Source organism: Paenibacillus sp. EB106-04-04-XG159 (genome assembly GCF_058791835.1).
Genome location: NZ_JBYTDY010000003.1, coordinates 16,624 through 32,191 on the forward strand (window position 1 = coordinate 16,624; position 15,568 = coordinate 32,191).

Sequence of the window (15,568 nt, forward strand, 5' to 3'; positions counted from 1 at the left end):
CCTTCGGAATGAACCTTGAAGGTGACAACCCCTCAGCATACATGCAAATATCGAAACATTCTTCGATAGTGATTTCCCTTTTCACCAGAGGGCAGTGTACCCTATCCATCCTTGAACACCTCCATCATTTTCTTGACCGCATCATCATACTCAGCGCTCGTAAACGCAGTTCTGATCTTCTTCTCTCCCAAATTTACAAATGCAGCCCCATCATCAGAATAAAAATTAAGAAACTTCCCTTTCCATTTCGATAAGGCAAACCTTGCGTTTCTGATAAAGCTTTCTGCCTGCTCCCTGGTCACGCCATGACTACGATCAGCTATGTGCTCATCGTCGAAGTCGAATCCCGATACATCAATGTTTGGAGCTGGAACAATTGGAACCCCTTTGACTCCAGTTGCTTTAATCGCTTTGTAATGTGCAAAGTCCGTCTTACTCGCATCCGGAACACGTTCTTTGTATGCGACTAATTCTTTGAGCTCCTGATAGCTCTCACTATCATTATACTTCATTTCTTGGAAGGATTGAAGGTTTTTAGGAGCATCATCACCAAGGACATCCTTATATTGCTTGTATAGCTTTGCATCAGAGGCCTTGTTTTTAACCTTACTCTCTTCGGCCTTTACTCGTTCCTCGCCCATCTCATCAACCTGTGATCCACGCCAATCCTCATAGGTCATCTGGTCCGGCATAGGCTGCCCGCTGTTGTACCAATCGAGCGCATCCTCTGGGTCGTATTCAATTGTTGTCGATCTGCACCACGGATGCATAGGCGGATAGTTTACACCTGCCTGAGCTTCCGATAGCTTAAAGTGCTTGCCGTCAAGCCCGCGGCATACACCACTGGTCCGCATATCCAACGTAGCCATGTACTCATACTGCTCAATACCAGCGGCCGCATATGCCGTCTTATTCGCTTCGGCGTGAAAGTGAGTCGTCTCAGTGCGGATCAGGCGCTCGGCATTCTTAAATGACGACCCCATCTTGTCTGAGATGTCCTTCGTCATCTGAGCAGTACCTTTGCCAAGGATTAAGCCTTGAGTGATCGTCTCCCGTACATGGAAATGCAGGACCTTCTTGTTCTCCCATAGTCGCTGCGAGAAATCAGCCCCAGACCATGGATAGGAGACGATGTTAGCGATCATGCCTTCGTCGATCTTGGCAAACTCATTGATATAGCCAACACGCTGCTGAATATCATAGACCTTCTTGTAATACGCCTCTTCAAACATATCGCCGTAGGCTTCTTTCATCTGCTCAACGCCGCGGGCATACAACTCATTCAGATCCATTTGTATTTGACTGTACAGGGCTTCTAGCCGGCTTATCTGGCTATTGTAGGACAGCGCATCAAGTTCAGCCTTTAACATCGCCTTAACCGTTTCATCCTGCTCAGCGTTGATCCGTCTAACCCATGTGCCTATGCTTGCCTTCCACTCTTGCTTTTCAGCACGACTCAGAAGCTTTACAGCATCGTCGAACGATAGCTCATTCTCTGTTGCGTACCTGGAATAGAAGTCATTCACCTTCACGCGGATCTCTCTGGCTGCTCGCTCGTATTCCTTGAATAGCCGCATGGACAGTTCTGCACCCTTCGCAAAACTTTCCTGCTCACGCTTCAGCGCACGCCTTACCCAATACTCACTGCTCTTGGCCATTTACTGGTTCACCACCCGGATTGACTCCCATAGCAGTATCAAACAGGCCTGAGCCAAACTCATCCATGGCCTTCTTAGCCTCTTCATCCTTCTGCTTAAGTTCCTCGTCCACATCCTGCACCCATGGATGATTAGCCAACTGGGTCCGCTTGGAGATAATACCCTCACTGTTACGAATATTGGTGATGATATCCGTCTCGTTTACCGGCATGTCAGCATTAAACGTGATACTGAATGTCTCTTTGCTAAAGTCGCCTTTGCCCGTGATCTGTAGATAGACATCAAAAAACACCTTCAACCTGAGGAAGGTGTCCTGTAATTCTGTGGCCAAAGACGCGCAATCGGTATCCAAGTCCATGTATCTAAAGTTAATGGCCGTGCCACTCGCATTCCCCAGATCTGGATCCTTGGTATCAACGCCATTCGCATAATCGAATATGTCCCGACGGTTCTTGTCCAGGAACGTCATTACGGCATCGACGTTGATGTCAGCCTGCAGCTTATCTACACCGCCATCGCCCTCAACTTTAATAGCTAGGCTCTCCCGTAGTTCTCTTATAAACTGGTCCAGATCAGCACCGCCATAATTCTTGAGGATGTAAATGAACTTGGCCACATCACGGAGGACATCTGATGTAACAGACGACTGCCAGTTAATATCGTCTATCAGATCCTTAATGAAATACTGCAGCGGCAGCTCCTCTTCATTGTATTTAACCCATGCGATCGGTACGGTCTTGAAGTTGTACGGCACGCCGTTGATATTAAAGTGTGACTCTTCCGGTGGTGCGTCTGTATCAGGCATTAGCTTCGTGCCTGAACCACTGTTGACGTAGCGCTTAACGCCCGTCGCGTCCCAATACTCTACCCGCATAACCGTCTTTTTCTTCTTGCCCTCATAGACAACTTGATTATAGAACCTGATATAGGCACCCATAACTGTGCGCTCCGAATCAGACCACAACGGAATGACCTCTGTAGACGGCAGCCGCATAAACTTTAGCTTTCCATCAGCAAAATATGGAGCGATATAGGCGATACCCGACTTCGGTGCGCCCTTGCCCAGGCTCTTGATCTTGCGCCGAAATTCCTGATCAAAAAGATCGTTGAGCGCAACGGCATAAGGCTCACTTGGGCTCTCTACCGTGAAGGGCTTCGACAGCAAATAATTCGCCTTCTGGTCCACCAGCTTCTTAAGCACCGGATGTTCCATCTTAACGTTAGAACGATTCTTCAGATCATTGGTCTTCCGCTGTACATCCGACCGGTTACGATAGTATTGCTCAGCCTCGACCATGATCCTATACGGCTCCGATTGCTTAAACTCCTTAATCTCTTCTTCGATGATCTCGGCCAATGACATCGGCGCATTGCCGGCTATGATCTGCTCGATCTCCTGCAGCCTGCTTGTAAACACTCTCTCACCTCCTCGCGTTCAACCTTTCAAAATTAAAGCTATGACTCCTCTTTCTCTTGGCCATTCAGCAATCCATACTTGGCCAGAATTTGATCAAGTTGATCGTTAATGCGAGAAAGCTTTTGCTCAAGCATTTCAGTATCAACATCCAGTTTAAAAGACAATGCGATCCTGTTATCTTCCATCTCTTTCACCTCACTTTAATACCGAAATGCCATTCTTACGCTTCACAACCGTATTAACAAAGTAACGATCAGCGTCCATCTGATGGTCATTCTCCTTGATTGGCTTATCCTCACCGCGCGCTGCCGCCTTGTCATCCCATACATAAGAGTTGAACTCCCGAAACGTCTCATTACAGCAGTCGTTATACTTGATTAAGCCCTCACTCAAGGCTGATGCCACATTACGTATCCCATCGATCACGTCATTATCCGCCTGGATAACACGAAACAGTGCGCGCTTCTTTAGGGCAGCAATGAAAGAAGCAGCTGAGGGATCAATAATAACTCCTTTGAGCTGGAGCTTGCCTACGAACTCTATCAGATCGTCGCAATATTCTTCATCTGTCTTCTGCCGGCTCTTAGCACGCCCATCATAGTGATACTCCTTGACCTTGTACCATACGCCAGCATCGAGTCCCCACAGTCCGAATGTTGTCGGGTTCTGTGTGCCATAGTCACAGCTGATATAGTGCTGGATGTATCTACGCTCGATCGTTGATACAGCATGCTTCTCCTTATCAAAGAGGTCATATATAACACCTTCGGCCATAACCCATAATCCAAGAATATAGCGCTTGAAGAACACGCCTGAGAACATCCGATAGAAGCGCTCTTTGACCGCTCGAGACAACGACAAATTGTCCTCCATCGTAAAATGCAGGACATAAATCTTCTTCTCTTTGGCTTTATCGATATATTCAAGCTTGAACCAATGATATGGCCCGCCTGGGTTACAGTTAAAGAATATCTTTGCACCGTTGCCATCTGTCTCAGCTGAACAACGACCTATTGCCTGGTCAACGAACGACTTAGGAAACAAGGCTACCTCATCCAGATATGCTCCTGCTGCCGTAAGTCCTTGAAGCACGTCTTGGCTGGCTTCGTTACTCGCTCCAAACAGATAATACGTATTAGTCCCAATAACCACGTGAGGATTCTCGCTACGGTGATAATGGTAGTCGATGCCCTTTGCCGTCAGGATCTGGAACATGGGCTCTAGCACGTTACGTTTCAAAGCGCCCATTGATCTACCGGCAATGATGAAATTCTGGTCCTTATGCTTATCAAGTGACCAGGTGATAAATGAATCGATCATCGCTATCGTCTTACCCGACCGTATAGCTCCTTCAGCAATCACCATGTCGTAATCGTGGTAAGGACTGTTATCCGTCCACCACATAAGCAGCTTCTTCTGCTTCGAGCTGAAAGGCTTGAACATAAAAGAGGTTGTCTTTTTACGTCTCTTCGCCATGTTCCACCTCGTCAGCAAACACATCAGTTGCCTGTACATTTAGCGCTTCAGCATAGCCGCTATTCTGCTTATGTGCATCCCCGTCACCATCTCCGCTGAGATCCTTCACCTCGAGCTTAAGCTTAGCGATCCTTAGCTTCTTCTCTTCATCGACTTCATCCTGACGGCACATTTCCTCGTATTGCTTAATGAGTGAACGTAGCTCGCCCATAGCACGACTCTGAGCCTGCAGGAAGGCTGCCTGCTTGTCCCAAGCATGCTGTACTTCCCAGCGTTCACCGCTTACGTTGCCGAACTTCTCCTCGATCTTGGTTGTCGTCTTATCCTTCTGATCCTTAACGTACATGATCTGCTGTGCTCGAATAATAGCTGTGTACTGAATCGCGATCTGATCCCATAGCAAGTCGATCGGCTGCCGCGCTTCGATCTCCTTCATAATCTCAAGAGTCTCTGCCGGCATATACTTGCTGAAAAAGCCGTGCTTCTCAGCATTCTTGTTTCCCTCTGGAGCAGATCCGCCCTTATTGCCTAATGCATTCTTGCTACCCTTTGGCGGTCCACGTCGTTTAGTAACGTTACCTTTTGGATCTTCATTAGTAACGTTACCTTTCAGAGCAGATCCCCAATCATCTTGATTCTTCCACTTTCGGATCTGCGTCTCGCCCAGGCTTAATTCAGCAGCAATTTCTTTGAGCTTCATAGATCCATTGCTTTCAAGCCACATCTTCATAGCTTTATCCCTGTTTGGGCTTCTAGCCCTTGCCATCAGATCACCTCCACCACCTCCGCGATCGGATTATGTTTGTTTTGGCAGATTACCACTTATGCCTAAACTTACGTTTCACTCTTACACATCTCCGAAACGGACAATACTGCTTGAGCCCATCCCAACTACCCCATACGCAGCCTACACACGATTCTGGTTGAACAGGCAGTCCTTTATCAGGTCTGGTTAATTTATTGTGTTTGCCAGCCATTTTGTTCACCTCGCCTCGCAACGCCTGGGCGTGCTTGTGGTATTAGACAAAATAAAAAGCACCCAGTTACTGGGTGCTCCTTCAACACTTCAACTATTCTTGGATGAACCCTACCACTTTCTTAGGTGCTTCAGGTTCAGCCTTAGGTAAAGATACTAGTAAGAAATTCACTTGACTTACGTGTTGATAAAGCTCAACAAGGGCTCCACTATCAGCTATGTTACCCGTGAATTTTATCAACTTACCACCTTTATACCCGATTCCGGTAATATTTATTGTGATCGTTTGTCCGAAGGATGCAAGCATTACACCAACTTCGTGTTGGTCATCCAATTGCATATTATACTCGTTTGCTGCAAGTATGAGATCTTCAGCAATTGTATCCGCGTCATCTTTGAATTTAATGTTCGAAAAATCTGGTAGAACCGGTTTACTTGGTAATATCGATCCAAAATCGTACATACATTTTCCACCTCCCCCTCGACACCATCTTACATCAGGATACATTTACCTGCAATGTAAAAAGCCACCCGATCAGAGGCGGCAATGGGAAGGGAGTTGATATATTGAATAATACGAATGGCAGGACTTGAACCTGCGACCTCTTGCTTCCAAGGCAAGCGAGAACTCCAAACTTTTCCACATCCGTGTATTGGTACCGAAGCCAGGAATCGAACCTGAGCCCTGCAGTCTTGTTAATGACGTCTTCTGCATTTCTCCCACTGAGTTACTTCGGTATAAAAGATGTGGCCGCCTAACAGCGCCCCCGCAGCCATTGCCAGCCACATCTATAATTCTTTCGACACTATCATAATAACACGGATTTTTTATTGTTTTGGGACTCCTATGCGACACTGATACGACAAGTTTGCGACACTATCCAGATAGCCTAATAAATTCAGCAACTGCTTTTGGTCTCCACCGTTCAAACGTCTTACGAACGATTCCTAATTCATCAGCTACATTGCCAGCTGGTAGATCTTCGAGATACCTCATACGCAAGAGCTTCGCATAGTCTGGCTTGTACTCTTCCAAAGCTTCCAACACATTATCTATGTGCGCAATCTCCTCACGCAGTTCCTGCAGCTCCACAAGCCTATCCAACACTGCGTCAATGCCGACCTGCACATCATACCCTCGCGCTGCGATCACCTTCTTGATCTTGCTTTGTAGTTCAGTCAACAGTTTATCATCCTCAGCATCAGCTCCTTGCATCGGAATCGCCTGCAGCTGGCTCTTAATGCCTGCCGGATATCTAGTGAGATATGCATGTGCCGTTGTCTCTAACTGCTGCTCGTGCTGGCTCAGATACATGTAAGTCGGTTTTCCTCGAAGCTTACGGTGCAGATCCTGCAGCTGGTCCTCTTGATTTAGTCTCGATACCGTAATGCCGGCACCTACACTATACGTACTCAGCACCTGGATCCGCGCTTGCTTCTGCCGGTAATAGGATAGCTGCTCTATTACTTGTTCTTCTGTCATTCACCATCACCCTGACTTTCTAGCAAAATTAGAATTCAAGAATTGCCCGTACCCAATATCCTGAAGCATCTCGTCACAATGGCATATCGGGCATACAGTGGCAGAGTGATCAACGCCTTCATAATCTTCAACCGAAAAAGTAATGCAGCAATCCTCACACTCAAAGAGATGCATCATGAGCGGCAATGGTGCCGAGATCGCATCTGCTCTATTCCGATACGGCCAAGCGTAAGGAAACTTCTTGCGCTCGTTCAAGATGAGGGATCGGATACTGCGATTTGTGCTGCCGACGAGTTGCGCAATCTCCTCTGTTGTTTTTCCTTCGAGATATAGTCGGTGAATCGGCTCTCTATCAATTGGTCTCATACAGCTTCATCCTCCTTAACCTTTACTCTCAGTCTGAGCGAGTCGCGATCACGTACCATCACGTAAAACCTTCTTGCCAAATATCTGTGCGGCCCAATCCCCTTCGCGCTCACGGAGACGTTGGGCACCTAAGTGTCCGCGCTGCTGAGCTGTCCATACTGGCTCCGTAGCGGCCCGATCGAGATCCCAGCCACAATATTTAACACGATACCGGAATGTGAAGTAAGGGATACCGTTCTGCTCAGCTAGTCTGAGAAACTTCTCCGGAAACACACGTATATAGTCCGTCGCTCTCAATGCTTGTTCTTTGATCTCTTCCTGAGTTTGGAGCGGCTGAGTAGCCGCTCTCTCCTCCGACCAACCTGCTCTAACTCGAGTCATGAAAGTGTCATACTTGATGCCATTCTGTTTTGCTACAGCGCTCCATTTACTTCGATCAGTAAGTTTTCGTGGCGGTGTGGTCATCGCTCGAGCTTTTGGCCATCCCTGTGCTCTGACTCGTCGATCAAGCATTGCTGGAGTCACACCGACTTTTTCCGCTTCTGCATATTCTTCTGGTGTAATGTAAAAGTAGTGCCCCATTTTCTCTTGCACCTCCTTACCGGCTGCTCAACAGGAATGAGGTACACCTCACCGATCAACTGCCCTTGCTCGTCGTAGATAAACTCCCACGGGATATCGTTAAAGATCGGATCGGACTTAATCATGATGATCTAACTCAATAAAGAACACAGGTTGGAGACGATCTCTTTGAAGCGAATATCTCTTAGGAGTAATCTGTTTCTTTCTTAACCAGTCTCCAAAACCTTTATTGACCAATCGAAGACCACAGTCCCCATTTACTTTCCGGAGCTTTAAACCATGATTATCAATGCGTATAACAAGCCGATTAACAGCAGAATCGAAGCCGATGCTTAAGAACTGACCTGCTTTACATCCCAATTCGTTAACAGCATGTTTGTTCAAGTAAATCCCTTGTGAATTCACATTAACACTTGGCATAGTAGGCACAGTTGAATCTATAAACCATTCAATCTTTGATAGTGATGATTTCGCATTTTCAATAGCGTTACTCATGTTAAGATCCTCCTTAGCCAGTTCTCCAGCTTGAAACTGAATGTACTTATCTTGTACTCGTTTCAAAAATCGATTGATATACGTTCTAGTAATGCCTAATTCAGCAGCAATCTCTTTTTGTTTAGCTCCGATCAGCAGCAACTCAACTAGACGCTTTTCTTTTGGGCTGAGTACATCCATAAAATTCATAACATCAACTCTCGATAAATCTGATTCACTAGGCAACACATCGTATAAAGTCATATCTGTATCATCGATATTGTTTGTTACAACCTGATCTAGTGACTTTATTGACCAGCCGTTCATATGGCTCAAAATATCGGTGACTTCTAGTAGTCCCCATCCAGTTTTGTCAGATATGGCTGTTGCAGATTCATCTGTCCATCCGTTGTTACGAATAACATTTGCTTTATCGTAAATCCTTCTCGGGACTCGAACGGTATAGCGCTTGTCCCTAATGAAACGCTGAATATGTCCTCTAATCCAAGGGATCGCATAAGTAGAAAACGAATTTACTCTTCCATCGAACCGATCTGGATCATATCGGCGAAACGCTTCAAGCATTCCGAGTGTCCCTTCGGAAACTATATCCTCGTAGTCGAAGCCAGCTCCTACTGCGACACGATACTTCCCCGCAATTTTATGGACCATGCCTATGCTGTTGGTTAGTACATCAGCTTCATAGCCGAGATGAGGGTTATAAGAATTGTTCATGAAACAGCCCCACCCCTTTGCTTTTCGTAAGCTTCTTCAAGCCATTCGATCAGCATGATCATCTGCTTGATAACGAGCGGATTCGCCTGGTACTTCTTTTCCATTTGTCCGCTGCTGTCGGCAACCCATGTCCAAAATGCTTCATGCCCTAGTCCGTGCTTGAGGGCCATTTGATTGGCTTGTTGGATCCAGTTCACAACGTCACCGTAGAAGACTTTATAATCCATAAGCTATAACTCCTCGATCTTGATATAGATCCCTGGCAGCTTCGCCCAGAACTTCTCAGCAATTTCAGATGCAACTAGTGCGTCATCTTTCCAGTACCCACAATCGGACATACAATCTTTTAGCAGCTTCTGTAGATTGTCAGTGTCAGGTTTCGTGTACTTGTATTCCCCGTCCTGGTGTTTACCAGTGATCGGAAAACACCACTTCACTGTCAGCCTGACTGCCGCTGAATATTTACGAGAGGGTACATGCTTACCTAAATGTGCCATCAGCTTCGCTCGAGCCGCCTTGAGTTCTGCCGGCTCATAGAATACCGGCTTCCCACTGGCTACAGACACTTGCTTCTGCTGGTGAGTTATCGTCGGCACTTTTTTCATTGGCATGAAGAATTCAGTCGTCAATCTATCACTTCCAATCGCCTACTTTTTTCGCGGGGGTTTGTCCCATAAATTTAGGGGAAGGGGGAGGGGGATTTTTATACCCCCTCCCTATTCCTTATATATTTATATATAGTGGTCGCCGCCGTAACTTGCGGCAATCATACACGCATCAATATCCCCGCAATTTATTGCAGAACTGCGGCAATCATATTTCGCAAATTGCGGCAATCATAAAAACATGGTCGTCGCAACATTTTGCAAGCATCATAAAATCATGATTGCCGCCGCAATTACTCGTCATTTTTCTTTACTATGCGGAATCCAATATTACGATCAATCTCGTATCCATACTTCTTGATCCAGTCTCTCAAAGTGCGTTCAGCAACCTCTTTCCCTGTCGATTCATACCATGTCATGACATCTAACAACGTAGGAGGCTCACCAAAATTACAATTATTAATTACGTCCTCAAACTCTTCAGCCTTGCTTCGTCGCTGCTCTTTCGCCTTATCCTTCCGCTTCCCAGTCGCTTTCTGCCAGGGCGGCTGCGAATCTCCTTCCGGATCGATGTCCTTCAGGCTACCGGTATCGTCCACCTTGTGGATCGGATACTGGAACCACATGTTAACTGGTTCGAACTTCGGATATTCCCGCAGCGTGCCTTCCACGCGCCAAGCTGAGCGAATACGAATACCGTGAAGAGCTTTATTAATTGCTTCTCTTGCGTTTGCTAGCTGCCCGGGTATGCCACGCTTAGCGTGATCCTCCATTGCTGAAGCGCTTAGCAGATCATCCTGAGATACATGCTCATCAAGATACTTACTGTTGAAATTCTCAAAGCATAGATGATATACATTACAAATCGCCTTGTTTTCTTCTTGCTTCAATAAAGCTTCCGTTATATCAAGCTCAACCAAGTCAATGAGCGCGTCCGGATCGCGAGCGAATACGCCGCTTCCGCTTGCTCTATCCATCGATTTCTTACCGCCCTGCGCGCCCTTGGAATGATGATGGCAGTAGATAACGCTAGCGCCTAGCTCCGTCGCGATCTTATCGAATTGGTTAGTGAAGTGAGCCATCTGGTCCGCGCTATTCTCGTCCCCTGTCAGTACCTTGTAGATCGGGTCTATGATGATCGCGATATAACCTTTCTTGGCCGCGCGCCGGATCAGTTTCGGTGCTAGCTTGTCCATCGGTACCGACTTACCACGCAGGTTCCAAATATCGATGTTGCCAATGTTCTTTGGTGCCAGTCCCATCGCCATGTATACGTCTCGGAATCGATGGAGACAACTGGCCCGGTCTAGCTCGAGATTCACATAGAGCGTCTTACCCTGCGTACATTGCCATCCTAGCCATTTGACACCTTCTGCGATGGCGATGTTGAGCTCGATAAGCGCGAAGCTCTTGCCAGCCTTCGACGGACCAGCCATAAGCATTTTATGTCCTTGCCGCAGCACGCCCTCAATCAACGGCGGTGCTAGCTTCGGCATGTTGTCCCAGTATTCCGTCAAGCTCTCCGGATCCGGGAGATCATCGTTCAAGTCTTCAATCCAGTTCTGCCATACATCCCAACTGTTCTTACCTATATTGGTATCAATGATGAATTGCTTCTTCCCGTTTCGCTCGACGCCTGGCATGCGAGACAGCCTGGAAGGATTCCGGTTCTGATTATCGATATTGAGCCCGTTCTTCCGGCAGATATCGTATAGGTAATCTACTCGCTTTCGGTACTCGTCATAGTTGGCTGCATCGATCCTCACGATGGCATGAACGCTCTTACCTCCACTGTAGACAAGAACTGCTATGGGCAGCTCCAGTTCACGCATGATCGCGTTCTGCTTCTCAAGATCCATTGTGTCTGATTCAACCAGAGCATAACGGAATTCGGTCACGTTCTCGTTCTTGATGCCTTTGCCGTCGAGCGGATTGAACCGGATCCACGCCCCTGCTGCTGGATCATAATCGCCCAGTATAGCTCCGATATCACCATCGCACTGGTTAAGAAGCTGAATCAGCTCCCCGGCTGATCGATCCCATGCCCCTTTGGTTGGCAGGTACTTCCCTTCATCGTTCTGCCATGTATCCACGACATATCCGACGTTCTCAGATGCTTCGAACAGTATCTCCAGGTAAGTAGTCAGCTGCTGTACAGGATTCCATACAGCCGGCTCGTGGATCTCCTTGCCTTCGATCCAGTTCTTATTGACTACCACATATTCGCCAGCAATCTCATCGTTCCAATCTAGCTCACGTTCGTCTCGATCGGCGGAACGTGAGATCCAGCCGTTATCCTTGGCCATCTGCGTAATCGTTGCGCCGGTGATCGGCTTACCGGATCCCTCAAACGTGGTCCATTTCTTAAAGCACTCACCGGGATGATACCTGGATCCGTCACGCTTACTCCAATCATCCCAGTCACTTGCCGTATAGCCTTCATATTTCAGCGCCATGCCGACGTTGACCCATTCCTGATAGCTCAAGAACGCCGGATCGACATAAGACAGCAAAGCAATGAGGTCCAGTTTATGCTCCATACTTTATTCCCCGCGATACTCTTTAGGATTAATGCCTTCCGGCACGCGCCAACCATTGCCGGCAATACGGTCGATCAAGCGTTTTGCTATATCAAACGACCATGTTCCAACGTGTTCGAATCCGCGCTGCTCCAAGAAGCGGATCTGCTTCGGCGTCGTCAGCCCCTCTGTACGTCGCTTGTCCAAACGTTCCAGCAGCTTAGTTGCCTTGCCTGCGTTATCAACTTGATCAGGCAGGATGCCCAACTTCTCAAGTGTTTGAAGCTGCTTATCACTAGGCGGAGCCATTTCCCAACCAAACGATGGAACGTAGCTGGAAAGGTCTTCTGCCTGGATGCTCATCTCGAATTGCAGCGGATCCACCAGCGCACGTTTACGGCGTTTCATTTCTTCTAACTGCTTAGCCAATGCTTCCTCACGCTGAGCAATCACATCTTCAGCAGCCTGCTTCTCAACCGTCTCCAGATCTAAAGGAATGCCAGCTTCTTCGATCTGCTTAGTCATGGCCTTGGCAATCTCCTCATTCTCTGCAATCAAGTGAGCCGGATGACAGAGCTCATGCCGCTCTGTATGCCATAGGAAATCTAGCAACAGTAATTCAGTTTTACCAGGATACAGTCGGGTACCACGCCCCACCATCTGGCTGTATAAGCTTCGTACTTTAGTTGGCCGCAATACCACGACACAATCTACACTCGGGCAGTCCCAGCCCTCAGTGAGTAGCATTGAATTGCACAGAACGTTATATTTGTCCTTATCGAAGTCGGCTAGTATCTCAGCGCGGTCCTGTGAGTCACCATTGACCTCTGTCGCGCGGAATCCCATGGAGTTCAGGATATTGGTAAACTTCTGACTCGTCTTGACCAGTGGAAGGAAGACGACAATCTTCCGGTCCTTCGCTACTTTCCACATTTCTGCAGCGATTGATTCCAGGTACGGATCCAATGCGGTACCCAAGTCACTTGACTTGAAATCTCCTGCCTGTTGAGAAACTGTGGATAAATCTAGCTTCAATGGAATCGTCATCGCCTTTATCGGGCTAAGATATCCTTCCTTGATTGCTTTAGGCAGTGTATACTCGTAAGCCAGGCTCTCGAAGTAGGCGCCAAGGTTCCGCATGTCGCCGCGGTCCGGCGTAGCAGTAACACCCAATACATTCGCGAACTCGAAATAATGAAGCACCCGCTGATAGCTGTCTGAGATGCAATGGTGCGCTTCGTCGACGATAATTGTATCGAAGTGATCCGGCGCGAATTGTTCCAATCTCTTCTCCCTCATCATCGTTTGGACGCTTCCAACGACAACACGGTACCAGCTGCCGATCGAGGTATGCTCTGCTTTCTCCGTCGCGCACTTCAAGCCCGTTGACTTCTCCAGTTTGTCGGCAGCCTGGTCTAGCAACTCCCCGCGATGAGCTAGGACGAGCACGCGCTCGCCCAATCTCACTCGGTCTTCTGTTACCTTTGAAAAAACGATCGTCTTCCCGCAGCCAGTAGGAAGGACAAGCAATGTCCGCTGTACGCCCTTTTCCCACTCTGACTGAATAGCGCTGCGCGCCTCCTGCTGATAGCCTCTAAGTTCCATAGCTACCTCCTAAAACTGTCCAGGTGCCCAACCGCCACCTTGTTGGTTTGGCGTCGGAAATGGTGCTTGATTTTGCGCCTGCTGATGCTGTTGTGGTTGCTGCTGATATTGAGGATGTGAATGTACCGGTGCTTCATCGTAAGCGTAGAAGGTCTTAACTTGATTGTTGGTACGATCATCACCATCACGACCTTTAAATCTATTGATCTCCAGCTTCAACCGTCCCTTTGAACCAATAACTGTTTGCCAATTCATCCGTAGTGGTTGTCCCTTCTTTTTCTGGCCAATGCCAGCGAAGAAGTTTGATAGCAGCCCCTCCGTCTTTGTGTGCAAGAACAGATTGTGGAATATCACCACATCCCCATGCTCTGGTGAATGGACCGTCAGTTCCAGCTTCGCTTGATTACAAGCAGGCATCTTCTCGCTGCCACCGAACCGGCCGCGCTCAAACTTGGTAACCGTGAAATTGTAGTCGCCTGCAGGCAGGATGATAAATTCCCCGCCATCCTTCTCAATCGTGTCGTCCCAACCAAATTCGCGTTCATTATTTTGAGTCATGTATAATTCCTCCAGTGTTAGTTATTAAAATGGTGTGTTATCTCTTGCTGTTTGAACCATGCCGAATACTTGCGGCCATGCTCCAACAAGAACTCCCTCGATGAAACTAGGATCATAGTTGACTATTGGTGTATCAGCTGGGTAATATCCCTTTTGACTAACCACCAACTGGATTTCATATTCCTGCACTTGATGCTGTGCCATCAAATCACGCAATGAACGTGGAAAGTTTGGATCCAGATCGTGCGATGGTCCGGCTGCAGACGCAGGAGATTGAGATGCTGATTCAACTTTCTGAGGCACTGGATCAACAGCAGATTCTGGCGCTATTGATACAGATGGTGCCTGCGAAGGTGATACTTGCGACTGTGGTGCTGCTACAGAACTCTTATTGAAAATGTGAGCAAGGTAGGAGTAATCCAATGGAAACTCATCAGGCAGGCCGTGACGGTTCTTCGCATCCCATGCCGGATGATGTGTCGCGTATACCGTACGCACGCCGCCCTGTCCCTTATGCTTTGTTCCTTTCTGATCGGCAGCAACACTGAACGTTTTATAATTAATGAATAAGACCATATCAGCCCATTCCTTGACGAGCGGCGCTGTCTGCGAGCTCGTCTTTTTTCCAAGCTTGAGCTGGTAACGATCATATGCCCCCATCTCGTCCGGCTGCTCAAACTTAACGATCTGCGCATGAGCGACCAGCACAACATGGATACCGGCATCGATGACGTCGCTGAGCAGATTCAGGAACCGGCCGAATTCCTCTTTGGTATAGACGTAACCATTACCATATCCAAAGTCCTCAATCCCTTTCTTCCCATGTCGCGCGCAGACGCTGTCCACGCACAGCATTTCAGCCCAGTCGATCGTATCGATGACGATAGTTCCAAAGCGTCCCGCCTGTTGCTTCACCCATTCCACCTGCTGGCGGAGCATCTCCCAGCTCGTCGGCTTAGCCAGACGTTGAACATCCATCTCTGCCGTTGAGCCCTCAGTATCAATAAAGATTGGATTCGGAAATTGTCCAGCCAAAGAGGACTTACCAATCCCCTCTGGACCGTACAACACCACTTTCTTTGCCTTTTCCACTTTTCCGCTAATCACTTCCATG

Annotated in this window: 16 protein-coding genes and 2 tRNA genes; all 18 read right to left on the minus strand. The window is 47.7% G+C overall.

All coding sequences use genetic code 11. The features are described from left to right. Positions 1-101: 101 nt before the first annotated feature. The 18 genes from AC3WTP_RS04400 to AC3WTP_RS04485 all read right to left on the minus strand — a co-directional run bounded on the left by AC3WTP_RS04400 (position 102) and on the right by AC3WTP_RS04485 (position 15,567). Positions 102-1,658: a minor capsid protein gene (locus tag AC3WTP_RS04400; protein ID WP_492393371.1), complete on the minus strand. Its 1,557-nt coding sequence runs from the start codon at positions 1,656-1,658 to the stop codon at positions 102-104. Then, on the minus strand, positions 1,642-3,075 hold the full coding sequence (locus tag AC3WTP_RS04405) for a phage portal protein (protein WP_492393372.1): 1,434 nt from the start codon (positions 3,073-3,075) through the stop codon (positions 1,642-1,644). The genes AC3WTP_RS04400 and AC3WTP_RS04405 overlap by 17 nt, the downstream gene beginning before the upstream one ends. A 38-nt stretch (positions 3,076-3,113) precedes the next feature. Then, a complete protein-coding gene (locus AC3WTP_RS04410; protein WP_492393373.1) occupies positions 3,114-3,260 on the minus strand; it encodes a hypothetical protein in 147 nt (48 codons plus the stop codon). 10 nt (positions 3,261-3,270) lie between these two features. Next, positions 3,271-4,551, minus strand: a complete 1,281-nt coding sequence (locus AC3WTP_RS04415) for a PBSX family phage terminase large subunit (protein WP_492393374.1) — start codon at positions 4,549-4,551, stop codon at positions 3,271-3,273. After that, positions 4,535-5,317, minus strand: a complete 783-nt coding sequence (gene terS / locus AC3WTP_RS04420) for a phage terminase small subunit (protein ID WP_492393375.1) — start codon at positions 5,315-5,317, stop codon at positions 4,535-4,537. The genes AC3WTP_RS04415 and terS overlap by 17 nt, the downstream gene beginning before the upstream one ends. A 304-nt stretch (positions 5,318-5,621) precedes the next feature. Next, positions 5,622-5,990 carry a DUF6173 family protein gene (locus AC3WTP_RS04425; protein WP_492393376.1) on the minus strand — a complete coding sequence of 123 codons (369 nt, stop codon included), beginning with the start codon at positions 5,988-5,990 and terminating at the stop codon, positions 5,622-5,624. Positions 5,991-6,102: 112 nt separating this feature from the next. After that, positions 6,103-6,177, minus strand: a tRNA-Pro gene (locus tag AC3WTP_RS04430). A 4-nt stretch (positions 6,178-6,181) separates the two neighbouring features. Continuing rightward, positions 6,182-6,265: transfer RNA gene (locus tag AC3WTP_RS04435), tRNA-OTHER, on the minus strand. Between the two features lie 139 nt (positions 6,266-6,404). Further along, positions 6,405-7,010 carry an ECF-type sigma factor gene (locus tag AC3WTP_RS04440; RefSeq protein ID WP_492393377.1) on the minus strand — a complete coding sequence of 202 codons (606 nt, stop codon included), beginning with the start codon at positions 7,008-7,010 and terminating at the stop codon, positions 6,405-6,407. A gap of 6 nt (positions 7,011-7,016) precedes the next feature. Then, complete coding sequence (locus tag AC3WTP_RS04445) at positions 7,017-7,376, minus strand: RNA polymerase sigma factor sigma-70 region 4 domain-containing protein (RefSeq protein WP_492393378.1); 360 nt, start codon at positions 7,374-7,376, stop codon at positions 7,017-7,019. Positions 7,377-7,424: 48 nt separating this feature from the next. After that, the gene (locus AC3WTP_RS04450) at positions 7,425-7,958 is read right to left on the minus strand and encodes a hypothetical protein (RefSeq protein ID WP_492393379.1); all 534 of its coding nucleotides are present in this window, start codon (positions 7,956-7,958) and stop codon (positions 7,425-7,427) included. Between the two features lie 117 nt (positions 7,959-8,075). Then, positions 8,076-9,167 carry a sigma-70 family RNA polymerase sigma factor gene (locus AC3WTP_RS04455; protein ID WP_492393380.1) on the minus strand — a complete coding sequence of 364 codons (1,092 nt, stop codon included), beginning with the start codon at positions 9,165-9,167 and terminating at the stop codon, positions 8,076-8,078. After that, positions 9,164-9,394: a hypothetical protein gene (locus AC3WTP_RS04460; RefSeq protein WP_492393381.1), complete on the minus strand. Its 231-nt coding sequence runs from the start codon at positions 9,392-9,394 to the stop codon at positions 9,164-9,166. The genes AC3WTP_RS04455 and AC3WTP_RS04460 overlap by 4 nt, the downstream gene beginning before the upstream one ends. Before the next feature lie 3 nt (positions 9,395-9,397). Further along, positions 9,398-9,796 (minus strand): RusA family crossover junction endodeoxyribonuclease, encoded by a 399-nt coding sequence (locus AC3WTP_RS04465; protein WP_492393382.1) that lies wholly within the window; start codon positions 9,794-9,796, stop codon positions 9,398-9,400. 269 nt (positions 9,797-10,065) lie between these two features. Then, on the minus strand, positions 10,066-12,312 hold the full coding sequence (locus tag AC3WTP_RS04470) for an AAA family ATPase (protein WP_492393383.1): 2,247 nt from the start codon (positions 12,310-12,312) through the stop codon (positions 10,066-10,068). Positions 12,313-12,315: 3 nt separating this feature from the next. Further along, entirely contained in the window at positions 12,316-13,896 is a 1,581-nt protein-coding gene (locus AC3WTP_RS04475) for a DEAD/DEAH box helicase (protein WP_492393384.1), read from the minus strand. Between the two features lie 9 nt (positions 13,897-13,905). Next, positions 13,906-14,454, minus strand: a complete 549-nt coding sequence (locus AC3WTP_RS04480) for a hypothetical protein (protein WP_492393385.1) — start codon at positions 14,452-14,454, stop codon at positions 13,906-13,908. A 24-nt stretch (positions 14,455-14,478) separates the two neighbouring features. Beyond that, positions 14,479-15,567 (minus strand): ATP-binding protein, encoded by a 1,089-nt coding sequence (locus tag AC3WTP_RS04485; RefSeq protein ID WP_492393386.1) that lies wholly within the window; start codon positions 15,565-15,567, stop codon positions 14,479-14,481. Position 15,568: the final 1 nt, after the last annotated feature.